We start from the raw sequence: 17635 nt of genomic DNA, 5'->3' as shown, positions 1-17635 counted from the left end.
TTATTTAAAAAGTTATTTAAAAACATAAGGTACCGGTGCTTCCAGCAATTTAGTATCGGCGGCAGTTTCGGTAGCCGGTATAGGAAACACAAAGCTTGCGCTGGTAATATTGGTTAAATAGCCATTACCGTAACGGGCAGGAGGGGTAGCATTATCTGATGCACCTTTATCCTGTTGTTTAATAATTTGCAGGGCAATGGGGTGGTCTGTTTTGTTGAAACCATCCAGGCGCATCAAATCAAAAAAGTAATCGTTCTCAAAGGCAAACTCGCGGCGGCGCTCATCAAGCAGGTCATCCTGGTAATTGGTTGGCCAGCGTTGTCCTTTAAGGTTACTGCCCTGAACGTAGTTAGGGTTAGTAACAAAGCCCGAGCGGTCGATAACGGTTAAATTAGGTAAACCAGCACGACGCCTGATCATGTTAATAGCCGCTAAAGCAGTAGGATCGCTGCTGGTTTTAGCACCGGCCATAATAGCTTCGGCCTCTATAAGGTAAACCTCAGCGTAACGCATCAAATACGTGTTATTGGCCGATGATTGTGCCCCGCCCGAACCGCCGTTATCGGCAGGGGTACCTACAATGTACTTTTTAACCTGTGCATGTGTACCTTGTGAGCTTGCATCGGCAGGCAGGGTATAACCACCTTTAGACTGGTTAATCTCCGGATAAAAATCGCCCGGCAGCATGTAGGTTGCTTTTCTGCGCAGATCGGCAGGGTCAAACTTATCTTGCAGGTCGAAAGTTGGCGCAATTTGTCCGTAACCATCGCCGGTACCAGTAATCTGGCTGTTGTAAGCGGCTGCGGCCTGGAAAGGGTTGCCACGGCCATAACCACCGTTACCTGCCCATTGCAACGCTACTATTGATTCTTCGTTGTTATTATTGGCGGTCAGGAATAAATCGGCAAAGGTTTTACCGGCTACATCAATTCCATATAGTTTAAACTCCTTGCTATTAATTACCTTTTCGGCCTCAGCACGTGCGTTAGGATAATCTTGCATGTACAAATAAACCTTGGCTAAAAGCGCAGAAGCCGAGCCGCTGGATACACGCGCATTTGCCGGAGAAGCACTACCACGAACAGCAGGAGCCAAATTGGCCTCGGCAAACTGGAGATCTCTTACAATGAATTTATAAACATCGGCAATCTGGTGGCGCGGCACCTGGTAATCGGCTATGTAATCGAAAGTGTTTTCGATAATAGGTACCGCTCCAAAAATGCGAACCAAATGGAAGTAGGCAAGCGCTCTCCATAAGCGTGCCTCACCTAAGGCGTTTGTCAACACCGAAGGGTTTACAGATGCAGGCACTGCCGTAGGTAAGCTGTTAATTAAAGCATTAGCCTGTGCTATCTCTATGTATAAGGAGTTCCAGGCAGCCGAAATTTCAAAGTTGGTATTGGTTACCGTAAAATCCTGAAAGTTGATAATATCAGCAGAATAGGTACGGCCATTGCCACCGCTTAACTCGGTGATAGACCAACCGCTTTTACCGCAATAGCCAAACCAGGGTGCACTGTAAAGCAGTAAGGTAGCGGCCTGTACCTGCTCGGCATTCTGGTAAAAGTTATCTACCGTAATGGTGCTTTTTGGCGGGCGGTTAAAGTAATCTTTTTTGCAACTGGAAGACATTACCGCGGTAAGCGCTGTAATGGCCACGAATAATTTTTTATATGTTGTCATATCTAATAATCCTATAAATTAAAACTCGGCGTTAATACCAAACACAATGGTTCTTGGTATAGGGTACCGTCCTAAATCAACATTGGTTAAAAATACGTTTTGGTTAACCGAGCCAATTTCAGGGTCTAAGCCTTTGTATGGGGTAAACACATAAAGGTTTTGTCCGCTGGCGTAAACCCTTAAGCGGTTAAGCATAGCACGCTTGGCAAGCTTAGCCGGCAAAGTATAGCCCACTGAAACGGTTTGCAGTCTTAAGAAAGATCCGTTTTCAACAAAGCGGTTAGAGTTTACCAGGTTGGGGTTATCGCCGGCAACAGGGCGTGGTGTGTCGGCATTAGGATTGGTTGGCGTCCAGAAGTTTGCTGCGTAAGCTACCTGGTTTTGGTAAAGGCTGCCCAGGCTGGCTATCTGGTAATTTAATACGTTAAATATTTTAGCACCGTAAGAACCGTTCAGGAATATTTTAAGGTCGAAGGCTTTGTAGCTAAAATCGTTGGTGATACCGTACGTAAGCTTAGGGTTAGGGTTGCCTATAAAGGTTTGATCGCTGGCATCAATTTTACCATCGTTGTTTAAATCTTCATACTGCACATCGCCCAAAAAAGTACCGCCGCTACCGCTGGCTACCGGGCGGCCAAACTGTATAGGTGCGTTACGCAACTGATCGGCCGTGCGGAACAGATCTTTCATCTTGTAACCATAAAACTCGCCCACAGCCGAACCTACCTGCGTACGTGTAACCGGTAAGTTTAAGAAACTGGTGGTTACATTTTGGCTGATGTAAGGGATGCCGTTGTATAAAGAGGCTACTTTAGTACTGTAATGGCCGGCAATAAAGTTAGAGCTCCACCTGAAGTTTTTGCCCACAATGTTGCGGGTGGCAATCGTCAAATCGAAACCGTTAGACTTTAATTCGCCACCGTTTACATAAGGCGGACTAATTACACCTGTACCTGAATATTCTGCCGCTTGGCCTAACAAAAAGGCCGGAAGCGGTGCTTGGAACAGGAAGTTTTTAGAGCTTTTTCTCCAAATCTCTACGGTAGATTCTATACGACCGTTAAACAGGCTGAAATCTAAACCTAAGTTTGATTGGATGGCGGTTTCCCAGGTGAGGTTAGGGTTCGCAATTTTATCAATGGCAAAACCGTTGCCTAAACCGGTTGGTACCGCAAGCAGGGCAGAACCGTACAAGTAGTTTGGAACAGCCTGATTACCGGTTTGTCCGTAACCTAACCTGATCTTCACATTATCGGCAACAGATTTAAGCGGAGCCCAAAACGGTTCTTCTGAAATGCGCCAGAAAGCACCGAACGACGGGAAGAAGCCGGTTTGGTTGCCTTGTGCAAATTTTGAAGAACGGTCGGAACGCAGCGTAGCCGTTAAGTTGTAACGGTTGTTATAAGTATAAACCGCACGTGCAAAAGCAGACTCAATAACTTCTATAGGGCCTATAAACTCGCCAACTGTAGCTGTTTTAGGATCGCCCAAACCCAAGGCCGGTAAATCGTTGCTTAAAAAGCTTTGTACCGTTGCCGAGTTGTCATTATAACGGGTGTTAATTAACTCGTGGCCTAAAGTGGCGTTTAACACATGCTTTTTAGCAAAGGTGTGGTTATAGGTCAAGTATTCTTTCCAGGTCCAGTAGTACGAGTTTGAATTATACTCTTGCAACGATGCCGTTGGGTTACTAAAACGCGGACCGTTATTGTAAGTAGGGCGGAAGAGCTTGGCGTACGAAAAGTTTAGATCGCCGTTTGCTTCAGACCGTAAAGACAGGTCTTTGTAAAGCCTGATATCGGCATACAAACTACCTTGAACGTTATAACGCGTAAGTGTGTTGGTAATGTTTAAGGCTTGTTGTACCGGGTTATTTTGTCCTCCGATTTGATCAGCCTGCGGGCCGCTGAACGAGCCATCGGCATTGTATACTACCTGGTCAGGCGCACTTAACAAAGCCGTGTAAATAATACCCGTGTTATTACTTAATGAGGTATTTTGGAAACTGTAAGCGCCAGACATGGTGGTACCCACCTTAAGCCATGGTTTTACTTGTGAGTTTAAGTTGGTGCGTATGTTGTAACGTTTATAATCGTTACCCAACACGGTACCATCCTGGTTAACTATACCGGTGGAGATATAATAATCGGTATTTTCTTTAGCTCCCGAAAAGCTTAGCTGATGGCTTTGCTGCGTAGCGGTCTTGAAAATTTCATTTTGCCAGTCGGTTCCCTGTCCTAATAGTTCGGGGTTGGCAAACTCGCCTCTGCGGCCTATATTAATAATATCGGCCAGGGCATTTTGCAAGCCTGCGTATTGCTTCAGATTCATCATCGGCAAAAATTTGCCTTGTTCCTGGAAACCATAATAACCATCATAGCCAATACGAAACGCGCCGTTCTTACCACGTTTGGTGGTAATAATAATTACACCGTTAGAGCCACGGCTACCGTAAATGGCAGTTGCCGATGCATCCTTAAGTACGTCGATAGATTCTATATCACTTGGGTTAAGGTAGGATAGGGGACTAACGCCAGATTCACCATTGTTTGGCGATAACTGTTGCGAGCGGCCGCTGCTGGTGCGGTTATTGGCATCGCCCGATACAGGCACACCATCAATTACATATAAGGGTTCGTTAGATAAACTTAACGACGTAATACCACGAATGTGTACCGAAGTAGCACTACCCGGGCCACCAGAGTTTTGGGTAATGGTTAAACCGGCTGCCTTACCTTGTAATAGCTGATCTACACTTATCTGCGGCGTATTGGCAATATCAGCAGCTTTTACCGATGATATGGCGCCGCTAAGGTCGCCGCGGCGTGCACTACCATAACCTATAGATACTACCTCTACCTGCGCCAGTGCCGTGGCGCTTTCGGTCATGGTTACATTGAGCTGGGTACGGTTGTTTACCGCTACTTCCTGCGAGGCAAAGCCAATAGAGCTAAATACCAGGGTTGGGTTACCCTCGGACACGCTAATGCTGTAGCGGCCGTTCACATCGGTAATGGTTACTTTTTTTACCCCTTTTAAGGTAACGGTTACACCCGGAAGGGGTTCGCCTTTGTTATCGGTTACGATACCGGTTACATTTATGTCCTGCACCGCAACCGGCGTAAGGTCTTTTTTCTTTATAACAACGGTGTTGCCATTAATCACATAATCGAGCGGTTGATTTTTGAAGCACTCTTCGAGCACATCTTTTATAGGTTCGTTGGTAGCGTTTACGCTTACCGGTTTTGCATTTTTTATCATGCCCGAATTGTACACGAAATTGTACCCGCTTTGCTGGCTCAGGCTGTTTAAAACCTGGTCTAACGATGAGTTACGGACATTTAATGTAACTTTTTGTGCATAGGTAGATGCGCTTACCTGCATAAGAGCAACTACCCACAAAACAATGGTCAGCTTCATTATTCGAATGAATTTAGGTGAAAAGCAGGAAAAAGCCCCGCAAATAATTGCAGTAAAAATTTTATACATTTGAATGTTAGGTTTTTAATAATTGGTTTAACGGCTGGTATATTGAGTTACCCGACACAGTTTTTTTCAAGAAAACTGCTAAGATCAGGGACGTTCGCAGCGTTCCTGATTATTTGCGTAACTACTATGAATAAGTTTATTCCATAACAGTTACCCTCCTTCCATCTACTTTAAAGTGAATAGTGCCGGTAAGCTCCAGGTTTTTTAAGATCTCAGACAGGTTTTTTGATTTGGATACCCGCCCGCCAAATTCCTGGTTGGCTAATGTGCCCTGGTAATACACATCAATGTTATACCACCTGGCAATTTTTTTCATAATGCTCCTGATGTTCTCATTACGGAACAGGAATAAACCGTTTTTCCAGGCTACGGCTTCTTCGGTGCTTACCTCTTTTATGCTAAAGCCATTGGTTTGCAAGCCGCCAATGGCTTGCTGCCCCGGCACAAGCACTCTTTTAACATTATTTTTGCTGATGCTTACCGACCCTTCTAACAAAGTGGTGCGGGTAACTGCATCATCCTGATAAGCCATAATGTTAAAGTGCGTACCCAAAACTTCTACTTCCTCATTATTGAATTTTACCTTAAAAGGTTTGTGCTTATTCTTGGCTATCTCAAAATAGCCCTCACCGGTAAGTTCAACACGCCTTTCGGTGCCGTTAAATGCCGTAGGGAATTTTAAAGAAGATGCTGAATTAAGCCAAACCTTCGAACCATCGGGCAGCACTACTGAGTATTCTCCGCCTACGGGGGTAGATATAGTATTGTACTTTATAGGCAAATTTTGAGCGCTGCCGGCGTTCGATGTAACCTGGTACTGTAGCAGGCCGTTCTTTTGTTTAACCACCGCAATGTGCCCCTGCTTTAAAATAGTGCCGGTGCTCATATCGTTCAGGGCTATTTGTTTGCCGTTTTCCAGCGTCAGGAGCGCTTTGTTGGTGCCGGGCTTAACATCATGCAATATGCTGGTTTTGGCAGCAACCTTTTGAGGGGTGGCAGGCTGGTAGTCTTTTAAAAATAAAAGGCCAATGCTTGTTATGGTAAGTATTACAGCGGCTGCCAGCCATAAATGGTTAAACTTAGAAGCCGAATTTTGTTTTGCAATGGTATTTGAAATTTGATGAAGTATGCGCTGCCCCCGGAGCTGCTGTTCAGTATCATCAGTGCTCACGGCCGAATCTGCTAGGTCGAAATCGTCCTGGTAAGACATGATTTTTTCTACTTCATCTGGCGTGGCATTACCTGCCAAAAACTTTTGGAAAAGTTGCAGGTATTCGTCTCGGGTCATGTTATAATTGGTTTACATCTGTATAGAGGATGATAGATATGACGCACACACATGGAGTTTGAAAATTATTATTGCAATCGATTGCAATAATAATTTTGCAATATGCTTTTTTACCCGTAGTTTTAACTTTATAACCAATTATAATATGGCACTCAGCTCCCTAAGCGACGCCGAACTCTGGAACTTAATTTTAACTGATGATTATCGTGCATTCACTGCATTATATGAACGTTATTGGCTAAAAATGTACAATACTGCTTTGAAGTATTTACATGATGAACAAGCCAGTGAAGAGGTAGTGCACGATCTGTTTCTGAACATTTGGAACAGGAAAAGGCATTTAGAAATTAAAGAGTTTGACAAATATTTTAAAGCGGCCACCCGTTACCAGGTGTTTGCCTACCTGAAAAAGCATAAGCATACCCCGGTTGTTTATATGGAAACGGTTACCGAAAGCTACGATGCGTACGATTACAATACGGCCGATAAAAGTATTGCTTACAAGGAACTTGAATTGCGGTTAAACAGCCATTTGCAGTTGCTGCCGTTACGGTGTAAAGAGATCTTTTTGCTGAGCCGCATGCACCACTATACCAATTTTGAAATTGCCCAAAAATTAGGCATCAATAAACGCACGGTTGAAAACCAGCTCACCCATGCACTGCAATCCATCAGGGGTAATATGAAAGATATCCTCTTTTCGATCTGCGTTTTATTTACTTTTCTCTTAAAGTAAAATTTGGCTTGCCGGCTTCTATTGGCAAGCGTTTAACCGGGTATTTAAGTGTTGTTATGACACTTGTTCCGAGGTAATTACATCGAATATTCTTACTACCAATAGATACTTTAAGGTACTATCGTACACTTACACGTATATTGAATGCCTTACTTTTCCCTTACTGTACAGGATGGTGCATTGCAGTTGTTTTACAAAATGCCCTTAACTTAGCCACAGGTATGTTTAAGGGTATGACTTTGAACAGCACGTACATTAACCTGTAGAACCATCAAGACCTATAATATTATTATGCGTAAAATACTTTTCAGTTTCTGGACTTTAGCCTGCTTTGTAATGCTCTCGGCTTTTAAAGAACCCGCCACTACCATCTCTTTACAAGGTGTATGGCAATTTAAAATTGACCGCGACGACAAAGGCATTACCGAAAAATGGTACCTGCAAAAGCTGGATGACCAAATTAAACTGCCGGGCTCTATGGCTCAAAATCTAAAGGGTGATGATATTACCCTGCAAACCAAATGGACCGGCAGTATTTACGATAGCTCGTTTTACTTTAACCCGCATTTAGCCAAGTACCGCAAACCGGGCAATATTAAAATTCCGTTTTGGTTAACCCCGGCAAAGCATTATGTAGGCGCTGCCTGGTACCAGCGCGAGGTAACTATTCCTAAAACCTGGGCGGGTAAGCGTGTGGTTTTGTTTTTAGAGCGTGCGCATATTCAAACCCGGGTTTGGGTAGACGGGCAGGAAGCCGGTATGCAAAACAGCCTGGTAGCACCGCATGAGTATGACCTCACGGCATTGCTTTCGCCCGGAACGCACCGTATTTCTATCCGTATAGATAACCGCATTAAAGAGATCAACGTTGGGCCCGATTCACACAGCGTTACCGACCATACACAGGGTAACTGGAACGGCATTATCGGCAAAATGCAGCTCAACGCCACAGCACAGGTTTACCTGGAAGATGTGCAGGTATATCCAGATTTGAAAAGCAAGACCGCCAAGGTAAAACTGCTAATTCAAAACAATAGTAAAAGTAAGATGAGCGGGCAGGTGGAATTATCTGCCAAAAGTTTCAACATCAAAATAGTGCATCAAACGGCCGTTGTTAAAATGGCTTACAACCTCGCCGCAGGCAGCCACCAGCAACTGGAGGTTACACTGCCCATGGGCAAAGGCATGCAAACCTGGGACGAATTTTCGCCTGCGTTATATGATTTAACAGCAGGTCTGGTTGCCAACGGACAAACGATGAACCAGCAGCACACGCAGTTTGGTATGCGCGAGTTTACCATTAAAGGCACGCAGTTTTTAATAAATGGCCGTCCGGTATTTTTACGCGGAACGGTTAACAACTGTGAGTTTCCGCTTACGGGCTACCCGGCTACTACGGTTAGTGAATGGAAACGGATATTTAACGTTGCCAGGGCACACGGCTTAAACCACATGCGTTTTCACTCCTGGTGCCCGCCCGAAGAAGCATTTATAGCCGCCGACTTAACCGGCTTTTACCTGCAACCCGAAGGCCCAAGCTGGCCTAATCATGGTGTATCTATAGGCAGAGGGTTACCTATTGACCAGTTTTTGTATGACGAAACCAACCGCATGGCCAAAAGGTATGGCAATTACGCGTCGTTCACCATGCTATCGGCCGGTAACGAGCCTGCGGGCAACCAGGTGCAATACCTTAATGCGTTTATTGACTACTGGAAAAAGAAAGACACCCGCCGGGTATATACAGGCATGTCGGTAGGGGGTAGCTGGCCTGTAGTGCCTAATGCCGAGTACCAGGTGCGCGGAGGCGTTCGCGGTTTAGATTGGGATAAACGCCCTGAATCCATGTCGGATTTTAGCGCCGGCATTGCCAAGTTCAGCGTACCCTTTGTAGCGCATGAAATGGGACAATGGTGTGTGTTTCCCGATTTTACAGAGATTAAAGAATATACAGGCGTTTACCGTGCCCGTAACTTTGAGTTATTCCAGGAAGATTTAAAAGACCAGGGCATGGCCGATCAGGCTCATGATTTTTTGATGGCATCGGGTAAATTGCAGGTGCTTTGCTATAAGAATGAGATAGAAAAAACCTTACGTACGCCCAATTATGCAGGCTTCCAGTTACTGGGTCTGCAGGATTTTCCTGGTCAGGGAACGGCTTTGGTAGGCGTGCTTAATGCGTTTTTTAAAGAGAAAGGCTACATCAGCCCAAAAGAATACGCGCGGTTTTGCAATACCACCGTGCCCCTGGCCCGGTTGCCTAAATTTGTGTACACCAATAACGAAACCTTAGAGGCCGGCATTGAAGTAGAACATTCAGGTGCAGCACCATTATCTAACGCTGTATTTAACTGGACCATTAAAAACGAAGAGGGTGCCATTTTAGCTAAAGGTGTTTTCAATAAGAAAACGGTAGAAAACGGCAATGGTATCCCGGTAGGTACTATTAAGTTCCCGCTCACCGGCATCGCCAAAGCAAGTAAACTGAATATAGAAGTAACAATTGCCAATACCACCTTTGCCAACGATTGGAATGTTTGGGTTTACCCCGCTAAAATGGAAGAGCCAAAATCGGAGGTTTACTACACCACGGTATTTGATGAGAAAGCCAAATCGATTCTGGATAAAGGCGGTAAGGTATTCTTTAATGCAGCCGGTCAGGTGGTAAAAGGTAAAGAGGTTTCTATGTATTTCTTGCCGGTTTTCTGGAATACATCCTGGTTCAAAATGCGTCCGCCGCACGTTACGGGTATGCTTATTCAATCAAAAAGTCCGGCATTTGCTGCTTTTCCTACAGATTTTCACAGCGATCTGCAATGGTGGGAAATTGCCAACCGCTCGCAGGTCATGATACTTGAAGATTTTCCGGCAGGCTTTAAGCCCCTGGTGCAGCCTATAGATACCTGGTTTTTGAACCGTCGTTTAGGATTAATATTGGAAGTTAGGGTAGGCAAGGGTAAGCTCATTGTGTCGAGCGCTAATCTGAATCCTGCTATCGGGGCCGATAAACCGGCCGCAAGGCAGTTGTTCAATAGCCTGATACAGTATATGGACAGCGATAAATTTAACCCCACCGGCGAAGTAAGCTTTGACGTGGTGAAAGATATTTTGGTTAGTCCGTCAAAATACCAGTTCAATACCTACACCAAGGATAGCCCCGACGAGTTGAAACCAAATTCCAATCAAAACAAGCCTAAAACCAATGAGAAATAAACTTTGGCTGTTAGCTGCCTGCGGTAGTTTATTATTTAAAACCGCAGTTGGGCAGGTCTACACTGCGGATATCAGTAAAACGCAAGCGCCCATTGTTTCGGGTCACCTTAAATTAGGAACTCATGCCAACGCGGCAGGCCATACGGTAGATGCCAATAGCCTGTATTTTACTAAGGATGGTAAACCCTGGTACCCCGTGATGGGCGAATTCCACTTTTCGCGCTATCCTAAGCAGCGCTGGGAAGAATCTATCCTGAAGATGAAAGCCGCCGGGATAGATGTAATTGCTACTTATGTGTTCTGGATCTACCATGAAGAAGAGGAGGGGAAGTTTAACTGGGAAGGCAATAATGATTTTCGTGCATTTCTGGAGCTTTGTAAAAAACATAACGTTTTCGTGGTAGCCCGTATTGGTCCCTGGTGCCATGGCGAGGTACGCAACGGTGCTTTTCCCGATTGGATTGTGAAACGTGGCAACATGCGCAAAAACAATCCGGGGTATTTGGCTTCGGTACAAAAGCTTTTTAATGCCATTGCCGGTCAAACCAAAGGCTTGTATTTTAAAGATGGTGGCCCTATTATCGGCGCACAAATAGAGAACGAATACCGCTTTAATAACCCAGCAGGTTTAGAGCATATCCTCACCCTGAAACAGATGGCGGTTAAGGCGGGAATGGATGTGCCCTTTTACACCGCCACGGGCTGGCCCGGCTCCAACCTCAAACAAACCGAACTGGTGCCGGTATGGGGCGGTTACCCCGAAGCGCCGTGGGATAAGCGTACCGCCAAAATACCACTATCAGAAAATTACCTGTTCAGCCTCCTGCGCAGCGACCCAGGCATAGGTAGCGACCTGCTGGGCAAACACCAGGAAGATACCACCGGCTACAAAGGCTACCTTTACCCATACGCCACTGCTGAAATGGGTGGCGGCATACAAGTCACTTATCACCGTCGGCCTGTTATAGCCGCTGATGACGTAACGGCCATAGCCTATGTTAAAATAGGTGCCGGCGCTAATTTAATGGGCTATTATATGTTTCATGGCGGCAGCGATCCTATAGGTAAACTCACTACCCTGCAAGAATCAAAGGCCACTAATTACCCTAATGATTATCCCATCATTAGTTACGATTTCCAGGCGCCTATTGGTCAGTACGGCCAAATACGTTCATCTTACCGGGGCTTTAAGGTGCTGCACAGCTTTTTGAACAACTTTGGCGAAAGGCTGGTTCAGTACTATCCAACTTTTGCCAATGTAAAACCTACAAGTGCGGCAGATAGTACCACCTTGCGTTTCGCCGTTCGTTCTAAAGAGAAAAGTGGTTTTGTGTTCATCAGCAATTTTCAAAGGCAGGTTAATATTAAACACCAGCCGGGTGTACAGTTTGATTTTAAATTGCCCGGTGCGCAAAATATAAAATTCCCAGAAAGACCATTGAGTGTACCATCGGGTACACAGGCCATCTTGCCTTTTAATATGGATATAGATGGTTGCAATTTAAAGTATGCCACCGTGCAGCCGCTGATGGTAATTGCGGGTGATATACCTACCTATGTGTTTTTTGCTCCTAATGGCGTAAGGCCGGAGTATGTATTTGAGAAGAACTATATTGATAAAATACTGCCGTTGCAAGCCGGTTTAAGTGCCAGTGGCGATAGCTACACACTCACCTCAATTAAACCCGGAACAGGTTGTGTAACTACATTAAAACTGCGCAACGGTAAGCAGGTTAAAATACTAACCCTAACGCAGGAGCAGGCGTTAAACAGTTGGAAAGGTAACATAAACGATAAGGAGTGTTTGGTTATTTCCAAGCAAGATCTTACGTTTTCAGCACATGCGATAACCTTACAATCGGCAGGCAATCCTGCTATTTCCCTAAGCGTTTACCCGGCGTTGAAGGGGTTACCAGGCCAATCGATTTATCAACGGGCTACGGATGGACAGTTTAGCCGCTTTAGCATCAGGATGCCTGCTCAAACTACAAATGTTACGGTCAAGCCGGTTAAAGATATCAGCAATTACCTTAACCATGACACTCAATTGCCTTTAGACGACCGTAACAGCAAAAACACACCGGCCAGTCCGGGCCCGCAGTACCAAACCAACCTAACACCTGTTGTCGGGGCTCAGTATTGGGAAATAAGCGTGCCTGCAACCTCCGTTAACAGTGTTCTTGATATTAACTACACCGGTGATACCGGTTCGCTTTACGAAAACGGTAAACTGGTGAACGATGATTTTAATTTTGGTAAAACCATGCAAACCAGCCTGGATCAGCAAAAGCAACGCAAGTTCTTATTGCAGGTAGTGCCGCTAACCGCCGAACGTCAAATTTACTTTGAAGACCGTGTTAAGCCAGCCATGAAGACAGGCATTGCCGAACTTAAAGGAGCCAAAGTAATTAATTGGTATAAGGCCGTTATATCGTGGTAAAACATAACGGATCAACCGTAGTATCAGCTTAATGCTTCTACCACGGTTGATCTGTTTAAAATTCCGTTAACAATTCAAAAGAAGAACAATTTTACAGTCGAAACAGGTAGCCAAAAGAAATGAAGCCTCCGGCCTTTAGTTTGGATACCATAACGGGTTCAGGTTTTACGTACACTGCCCGTTCGTTAGCGGCGGCGCTCAACCGGTCAACATAGCCGGCTATAAGGCCTCCATCTACAGTAAACATATGCATTTTTCCAAAGGAGAGGCCAGCACCTAACAGCATACGTGGTTTAACCTTTGTTGAAATCGAAATGCCCGAGCCAATGCTTGCATGTATTCCGTAAAATTCTTTATCATCTAATTTGGTGCCGAAACGTAGTAAAGCCGCCACACCAATTTCTTGTTTACTTGCGTTCTCATTCACCAGAGTGTAATTGGTCACCGAATCGTTCACCGGTGTGCCCAGTGTTGAGTAAACCTCGTCGTGTAAACCGGCGCCATAAAAAGAGATACCCACGGCCGTATAGCTTTTTTGAACGAACGGAATCATCAGGTTGGATGTATAGGTTTGCAGCAAATAGTCGTCTTTTCGTGGACTAACAATAAGACTGATCTTGGCACGCTCGACCGTAAATTGAATAGGGAAGGTAGTGTACTCGGTAGCGCTGTTGTTCTGAGCAATAAGCATACGCGAAAGCAGTTCCCTCGTTTTATCAGCGTTAATAGCAGCCAGTGTTTCGGCGGTTGCTGTAATTAATCCGGTGTAGGCTGCTTTGACCTCCTTATCGACATCTGCATAGTCTTTCTCAATATCATTGGCATTTACCTCCGAAAAAGACAAATATTCTTTTTGCGATGCTTTTAGCTGTGCATTTAATCCATCAATATCTCTTCTGATCGCTAAAATATCTTGCAAAGCTGTACAATAATCAGTGGTGGGTTTGCAATTGTTGTGAGTATCTAGTAGCAGCGCATTTAACTCAAACTGGTATACCGATAATTGAATTAAATCTATACTTGCTTTTATGTGTTGAAGATTTGAAAGATAGTTTTTAAGTAAATTTTGATGCCGTTCTAATTGTGGCTTAATGCTCTTATTTAGGGGAGCTTTAGCCATCGTTTTCAAGCCCTCCATACTACTGTATAATTCTTCCATTTGATATTGACTTTTAACAATAGAAGTCGAAAGCGGACTTAAACCGCCTATGAGTTTGGTGATGGCGTCAATTTCAAAGTTACCAAAGGTTGGTGTTTGCAGGGCTTTGCTAATCACAGTGTCGACCGACTGAAAAGATACTTTGTACAGGCTTTGGTTAATGTTTTTTACTTTGATCTGGTAAAAGTCGTTCCTGGTTAACTTCTTAAATTTCTTCTTGTTGCTAATATCTATGGTTTTTGTGGCCATATCATAAGTTATGGTGAGTGTACTGTCCCCTCCATAAGAAACGTTTTGAGCAAAGAGCGAATGTGCGGTAAACAATGCCGGCAGCATCAGTAGCACGAGGCGTAATAAGTTTTTGTGTTGCATAAGATTTTGATTTACCATAAATATCGGGGGATAGTTACGCGGTTATTCGGCATGTTTTACCCTTTATGTAAGGGTATAATTACCCTATTACCTCGCTTAATTGGAGGAAATACAAATACTTATGCAGGCACTCAACAGAAACAAAGAAGCCGTCTCATAATTTCTTATGAGACGGCTTCTTTGTTATAAAAAACTCCGTTATTGCTTCGTTCCTTGCAATGAAGCTTTGCCGATCTACACCGCGTCTGATAATGACGAGAACGTAAAGTCGCGTATCTTCATCGGTGGGATGAGGTAACTGCGATAGCTTTCTACGCTAATGGCGCGTTCGGGTTTACCTAAGGCTTCTACGTTATTGAGCATAATAATAGGACTTTCGTTAAAACGCATGTTTTTGATCGGGAATTTGATTTTTCCGTTTTCGATGTAAAACGTACCATCGCGGGTTAAGCCGGTAAGGGCCAACACCTGCGGGTCAACCATACGTATGTACCAAAGGCGGGTAACCAAAATGCCGCGCTCGGTGCTTTTGATCATCTCATCAAGGCTCATGGTGCCACCTTCCATAATAATGTTGCTTGGGCCGGGCTGTGGTTGTACACCTTTCTTTTGCGCCCAGTAGCGCGAGTAACTCAGGTTTTTTACCACGCCTTTATCAAACCACATCGTCTTTTCTAAAGGCATTCCGTCACCGTTCCATGTACCTGAGGGTAGTTCCGGGTTAAAAGGATCGGAGTAGATGGTCACTTTTTCGTCCAGCAGTTTTTCGCCTAATCGAGTGCCACCACCTTTTTTGCTTAAAAAGCTGCGGCCTTCATCAGCGCTGCGGGCATCAAACCTGAACATGTTTTCCATCATGTAGGTAGCCGCAATTGGCTCCAATATAACGGTGTATTTGCCGGGCTCAATGGCGCGTGCACCAACAGAGCTTAACGCTTTTTGCGTAGCAATTTTGGTAGCCGAATAGGTATCTAATTTTGATGCATCGGTAAAGCCACGAGAAGCGTATCCTGAGCCTGTACCCTCGGCATTACGGGTAGTTACCGAGAAGGTAACATCAGTTGATTTATTGTAGGCAAACATGCCCTTAGAGTTCATTACCGCTCTAAAGTCGGTAGAGTTCTCTAAAAATCCTGCGGCGCTTAACTTGGCTTCCTTGGTTACCTGTAAACTTTTAGCTACCAGGTCGGCACGGCTTTCTGGCGTCATGGCAGCCGTGTTTGCATTGTAGGTAATAGCCTCCTTAAACGTTTGCGGACCTAAAGGTGGCATATATTCCGGGTTGGCCGGGGCCAGTTGCGCTAATTCTTCCGAACGGCGCACTACTTTTTCTAACGAGGCATCATCGAACTCGTTAATGGTGGCTGTGCCGGTTTTTTGCCCGAAGGTTGAACTTACGGCTAAACTCAGGGTGCCTATATCGCCCGCGGTAGACACAGCGTTTAACGCATAGCGAATGTTACCACCCTCACTGCCGCCTAAACTAATTTCGCAGGCATCGGCTTTTGAATAATTGAGCACCTTCTTTAATAAAGACTGTGCTTCTTCTTTGCTAAGTATTGGCATATCGTAATTATCCGATTCTTCTTTTAGTATTGATTACATTAACTCCCTTGAACAGCGCAGTAGACGAGCCGTGCGATACCGCGTTCGACTGGCCAGGCTGGCCTTTACCATCGTTGAAAGCGCCGCCTAAACGGTAATCGCGCTCGTCGCAAACGGCGGTAAGCGAGTTCCAGAACTCTTGGTTGGTGGCCTGGTAGGCTACATCGTTCAACATACCTACAATTTTACCATCCTTAATTTCGTAGAACAGTTTACCGCCAAACTGGAAGTTATAACGCTGCTGATCGATAGAAAAAGAGCCATCACCAATAATGTAAATACCTTTTTCTACTTTTTTGATCATATCATCAACGCTCAAAGGCGTTTTGCCGGGACGTAAACTTACGTTAGGCATCCGCTGAAATTGTACATCGGCCCAGGTTTGGGCGTAGCAGCAGCCTTGCGACTCTTTCAGCCCGATCATATGTGCCTGGTCACGAATGGCCTGGAAGTTGGTGAGCACACCATCTTTTACAATGTCCCATTCTTTAGGTTTAACACCCTCGTCATCATAACCAACGGCACCTAACGAACCTTTTTGGTTCTTATCGGCCATTACGTTCATGTTAGGGCTGCCAAATTTGAAGGTGCCCGATTTTAGTTTATCTAACGATAGGAAACTGGTACCCGCATAATTGGCTTCGTAACCCAATACGCGGTCTAACTCGGTAGGGTGAGCCACCGATTCGTGAATGGTTAGCCACAAGTGCGAAGGATCGAGCACCAGGTCATATTTGCCCGGCTCAACCGATTTTGATGCTACTTTTTCGGCCGCATTTTTAGTGGCATTCTTTACATCTTCCAGCATATCGTACCGGTTTTTGTAACGGGTTACAATGCCCTGTACTTTTTCAGATTCTGATGGGATTAAGTACTCGTAACCCATACCCACTGGCGAACTTAAACTGCCGCGGGTTTCAAAGGCGCCCTTGGCCGAATCAATTTTGGTTACGCTGAAATTAGGGTAAAGGCGGTGAATGTCCTGATCTATGTAAGAACCATCAGTTGACGCGAAATACTTTTGCTCATTAATAGCCAGTATGGTAGAGTTTACAAAGTTTGCCCCGCCAGCCAAGGCCGCGCCATTAACCGACATCAGCAGGTCTACTTTTTCTTTGATAGGAATCTCGAAAGCATTTTTCTCGATAGGGGTTTTCCAGGTTACCTCGCCATAGCCTTTTTGCTCGGCCAGTTGTACCGGGGTACCGCCAATTTTGCTGTTGGCCTTGGCTACAGCCACGGCACGTTCGGCGGTTTTGGCCATGCCGTCTTTGGTTACGTTGTTGGTAGCGGCAAAGCCCCAGCAGCCGTTCACAATTACCCGGATACCTACACCGTAACTTTCGGCATTAGCCACGTTCAATACGCGGGTTTCGCGGGTTACTACGGCTTGATTAAGGTAGCGGCCAATACGCACGTCGGCGTAGGTTGCCCCTTTAGATTTGGCAGTGTTTAGTGCTACATCGGCCAGTTCTTTTTTAATGCGTGCATCTACCTGCTCTAACGACTGCAGCGGATCAATGGGCGTACCAAAGGCCGGCAGGTTGGGTAGCATGATAGCGCCGGCACCCACGCCCGACAGATAAATAAAATTTCTACGTTTCAAGGTTTAATCCTCCTTTAGTAATTAGTTATAGTTTGAGTTTAGTT

Annotated in this window: 9 protein-coding genes; 3 read left to right on the top strand and 6 right to left on the bottom strand. The window is 45.1% G+C overall.

The genetic code is table 11. The annotated features are described in order from the left end of the window. Positions 1 to 12 precede the first annotated feature (12 nt). From IEV61_RS02930 to IEV61_RS02920, 3 genes are all read right to left on the bottom strand, one after another. Positions 13 to 1683 (bottom strand): RagB/SusD family nutrient uptake outer membrane protein, encoded by a 1671-nt coding sequence (locus tag IEV61_RS02930; protein ID WP_188413606.1) that lies wholly within the window; start codon positions 1681 to 1683, stop codon positions 13 to 15. 18 nt (positions 1684 to 1701) lie between these two features. After that, positions 1702 to 5103, bottom strand: a complete 3402-nt coding sequence (locus IEV61_RS02925; RefSeq protein WP_188413605.1) for a TonB-dependent receptor — start codon at positions 5101 to 5103, stop codon at positions 1702 to 1704. Between the two features lie 205 nt (positions 5104 to 5308). Further along, positions 5309 to 6460: a FecR family protein gene (locus IEV61_RS02920; RefSeq protein WP_188413604.1), complete on the bottom strand. Its 1152-nt coding sequence runs from the start codon at positions 6458 to 6460 to the stop codon at positions 5309 to 5311. A 145-nt stretch (positions 6461 to 6605) separates the two neighbouring features. On the opposite strand from IEV61_RS02920, the gene IEV61_RS02915 reads away from it, so the two are divergent. The 3 genes from IEV61_RS02915 to IEV61_RS02905 all read left to right on the top strand — a co-directional run bounded on the left by IEV61_RS02915 (position 6606) and on the right by IEV61_RS02905 (position 12849). Next, the gene (locus IEV61_RS02915) at positions 6606 to 7196 is read left to right on the top strand and encodes a sigma-70 family RNA polymerase sigma factor (protein WP_188413603.1); all 591 of its coding nucleotides are present in this window, start codon (positions 6606 to 6608) and stop codon (positions 7194 to 7196) included. 291 nt (positions 7197 to 7487) lie between these two features. Further along, the gene (locus IEV61_RS02910) at positions 7488 to 10409 is read left to right on the top strand and encodes an exo-beta-1,4-galactosidase (protein WP_229747012.1); all 2922 of its coding nucleotides are present in this window, start codon (positions 7488 to 7490) and stop codon (positions 10407 to 10409) included. After that, on the top strand, positions 10399 to 12849 hold the full coding sequence (locus tag IEV61_RS02905; protein WP_188413602.1) for a beta-galactosidase: 2451 nt from the start codon (positions 10399 to 10401) through the stop codon (positions 12847 to 12849). Before IEV61_RS02910 ends, IEV61_RS02905 begins: the two co-directional genes overlap by 11 nt. A 91-nt stretch (positions 12850 to 12940) precedes the next feature. Here the strand turns inward: IEV61_RS02905 and IEV61_RS02900 are convergent, their stop codons facing one another. The 3 genes from IEV61_RS02900 to IEV61_RS02890 form a co-directional block, all read right to left on the bottom strand. Continuing rightward, the gene (locus tag IEV61_RS02900; protein WP_188413601.1) at positions 12941 to 14380 is read right to left on the bottom strand and encodes a hypothetical protein; all 1440 of its coding nucleotides are present in this window, start codon (positions 14378 to 14380) and stop codon (positions 12941 to 12943) included. 234 nt (positions 14381 to 14614) lie between these two features. Further along, positions 14615 to 15946 (bottom strand): TldD/PmbA family protein, encoded by a 1332-nt coding sequence (locus IEV61_RS02895; protein WP_188413600.1) that lies wholly within the window; start codon positions 15944 to 15946, stop codon positions 14615 to 14617. Positions 15947 to 15953: 7 nt separating this feature from the next. Further along, on the bottom strand, positions 15954 to 17591 hold the full coding sequence (locus tag IEV61_RS02890) for a TldD/PmbA family protein (protein ID WP_188413599.1): 1638 nt from the start codon (positions 17589 to 17591) through the stop codon (positions 15954 to 15956). Between the last annotated feature and the right edge of the window lie 44 nt (positions 17592 to 17635).

Origin of the sequence: Mucilaginibacter galii, assembly GCF_014635825.1 — a bacterium.
Classification (GTDB): Bacteria; Bacteroidota; Bacteroidia; order Sphingobacteriales; family Sphingobacteriaceae; genus Mucilaginibacter; species Mucilaginibacter galii.
This window is presented reverse-complemented; position numbering and strand designations above follow the sequence as displayed.

Excerpts from the sequence above, each read along its gene's own strand:
- IEV61_RS02910 (WP_229747012.1), top strand. The coding sequence starts at position 7,488 with ATGCGTAAAATACTTTTCAGTTTCTGGACTTTAGCCTGCTTTGTAATG.
- IEV61_RS02900 (WP_188413601.1), bottom strand. The coding sequence starts at position 14,380 with ATGCAACACAAAAACTTATTACGCCTCGTGCTACTGATGCTGCCGGCA.
- IEV61_RS02895 (WP_188413600.1), bottom strand. The coding sequence starts at position 15,946 with ATGCCAATACTTAGCAAAGAAGAAGCACAGTCTTTATTAAAGAAGGTG.
- IEV61_RS02920 (WP_188413604.1), bottom strand. The coding sequence starts at position 6,460 with ATGACCCGAGACGAATACCTGCAACTTTTCCAAAAGTTTTTGGCAGGT.
- IEV61_RS02915 (WP_188413603.1), top strand. The coding sequence starts at position 6,606 with ATGGCACTCAGCTCCCTAAGCGACGCCGAACTCTGGAACTTAATTTTA.
- IEV61_RS02905 (WP_188413602.1), top strand. The coding sequence starts at position 10,399 with ATGAGAAATAAACTTTGGCTGTTAGCTGCCTGCGGTAGTTTATTATTT.
- IEV61_RS02930 (WP_188413606.1), bottom strand. The coding sequence starts at position 1,683 with ATGACAACATATAAAAAATTATTCGTGGCCATTACAGCGCTTACCGCG.
- IEV61_RS02925 (WP_188413605.1), bottom strand. The coding sequence starts at position 5,103 with ATGAAGCTGACCATTGTTTTGTGGGTAGTTGCTCTTATGCAGGTAAGC.